At 39.0% G+C, this 1,670-nt stretch carries 1 protein-coding gene; it reads left to right on the top strand.

The genetic code is table 11. The features are described from left to right. Window positions 1-1,593 (top strand): adenosylcobalamin-dependent ribonucleoside-diphosphate reductase (locus ENL20_06315; protein ID HHE38168.1); only part of this gene is annotated, 1,593 nt, incomplete at its 5' end. Window positions 1,594-1,670: the final 77 nt, after the last annotated feature.

Genomic DNA, 1,670 nt, shown 5'->3' with positions numbered 1-1,670 from the left:
TTTACTTTGATCGTCGAAATGGCTCACAAAAATGGAGAACCGGGAATCATTTTCCTGGATAGAATAAATGAATTTAATCCGACTCCAAAGATCGGAAAAATCGAAAGCAGTAACCCATGTGGTGAGCAGCCTCTGCTTCCCAATGAAGCCTGCAATCTCGGTTCGATCAACCTTGCTCCGATGGTTAACAACGGAAAATTCGACTGGGAAAGATTAAAGGATGTAGTTTATGATAGTACCGAATTTCTCAACGATGTGATAGATCGATCGAAATTTCCTCTTCCGGAAATCGACAAAATGGTAAAAGAAAACCGCAAAATCGGTCTTGGTGTTATGGGTTGGGCAGACCTGCTTTACATTCTGGAAATACCTTATAACAGCGAAAAAGCAACAAATCTGGCAACAGAAATTATGGAATTCATAGATTATCATTCCAAAAAAAAATCGATCGAATTGGCAGTTCTACATGGAAAATTTTCCAATTTTAACGGTAGCATTTACGAAAATAGCGGACTAAAAAGAGAGAATACAAAATTAGATTGGGATATTCTCAAATCCGAGATTAGGGAAAAAGGTATCAGGAACGCAACGACAACAACAATCGCACCAACTGGAACGATCAGTATGATCGCCAATACTTCCGGCGGGATCGAACCACAATTCTCTCTCGTTTATGTAAAAAATGTAATGGACGGAAAAAAACTGCTTTATGTTAATCCCATCTTCGAAAAAGTGATGAAAAAAACAGGTTTATATTCAGATGAATTAATGGAGAAAGTTTCGGAAAGCGGAGGAATTTCCAAAATAAAAGAAATTCCGGAAAATCTGAAAAAGATATTTGTTACTTCTCATGATATTCCTCCCGAATGGCATATAAGAATGCAGGCTGCTTTCCAGAAATATACTGACAATGCTGTTTCCAAAACGATCAATTTCAGAGAGGAAGCGACCAAAGAAGACATCAGGATGGCGTATGAACTGGCTTATGAACTCGGCTGTAAAGGAGTTACAGTCTATCGAGACGGAAGCCGGGAAAATCAGGTTCTGAATATCGGGAAAGAAATAAAAAAAGAGAAAAATATTAACGGAGCCAGAATTGCCCCGCGGGAAAGACCGGACATAACAACCGGAATTACCCAGAAAATTGAAACAGGATGCGGACATCTCTACATCACCATAAATTCCGATGAAAAAGGTCCCTGTGAAGTTTTCACGCAAATGGGAAAAGTCGGTGGTTGTGCCTCTGCCCAATTGGAAGCAATCGCTCGTTTAACTTCATTGTGTCTGCGATCCAATGTAAAATTAGAATCTATTATCCGGCAATTACGGGGAATCCGCTGTCCGTCTCCAATGTGGCACAAAGGAAAGATTATAACTTCCTGCTCGGACGGTGTTTCTCAAGCCTTGGAAAATTTTGTTTTATTAAAAGATAAACCTTCTCAAAACAATGCTGTAATAAATAATGCGAACAATCTGGAGGAATCTGTAAAATCATTAAAAAAATTAAGTGAAATCTGTCCCGATTGCGGAAGTTCGATCGAACACAGCGAAGGTTGTCTTATATGCAATACTTGCGGGTGGTCGAAATGTTAATATAAAATATTGAGATATTACCGTTCCCAATCCACTGAGTGGGAATGAAAAATCCTTTTCCGAAGGGGAGAAATATT

It is taken from the genome of Candidatus Cloacimonadota bacterium, assembly GCA_011372345.1.
GTDB lineage: Bacteria > Cloacimonadota > Cloacimonadia > Cloacimonadales > TCS61 > DRTC01.
The sequence above is the reverse complement of the archived record's forward strand: the minus strand, read 5'-3'. Positions and strand labels throughout refer to the sequence as shown.